Here is a 214-nt window from a genome sequence, read left to right on the forward strand (position 1 = left end):
CTCGTCCCCCGTCCCGCCTGCCACCACCCAGTCGGAGCCGATCCCCCGCCACACGCCCGTCTGCCACCACCCAGTGGGAGGCGATCCCCACCGGACGCCTGTCCGTCACCGCCCAGCCGGAGGCGATCCCCACCGGACGCCTGTCCGTCACCGCCCAGCCGGAGGCGATCCCCGCCGGACGCCTGTCCGTCACCGCCCAGCCGGAGGCGATCCC

1 pseudogene is annotated in these 214 nt (G+C 76.2%); it reads left to right on the forward strand.

The features are described from left to right. Positions 1-214, forward strand: a pseudogene (locus AB0898_RS07655) (hypothetical protein); the annotation flags it as partial.

It is taken from the genome of Streptomyces sp. NPDC005435 (assembly GCF_040703155.1).
Classification (GTDB): domain Bacteria; phylum Actinomycetota; class Actinomycetes; order Streptomycetales; family Streptomycetaceae; genus Streptomyces.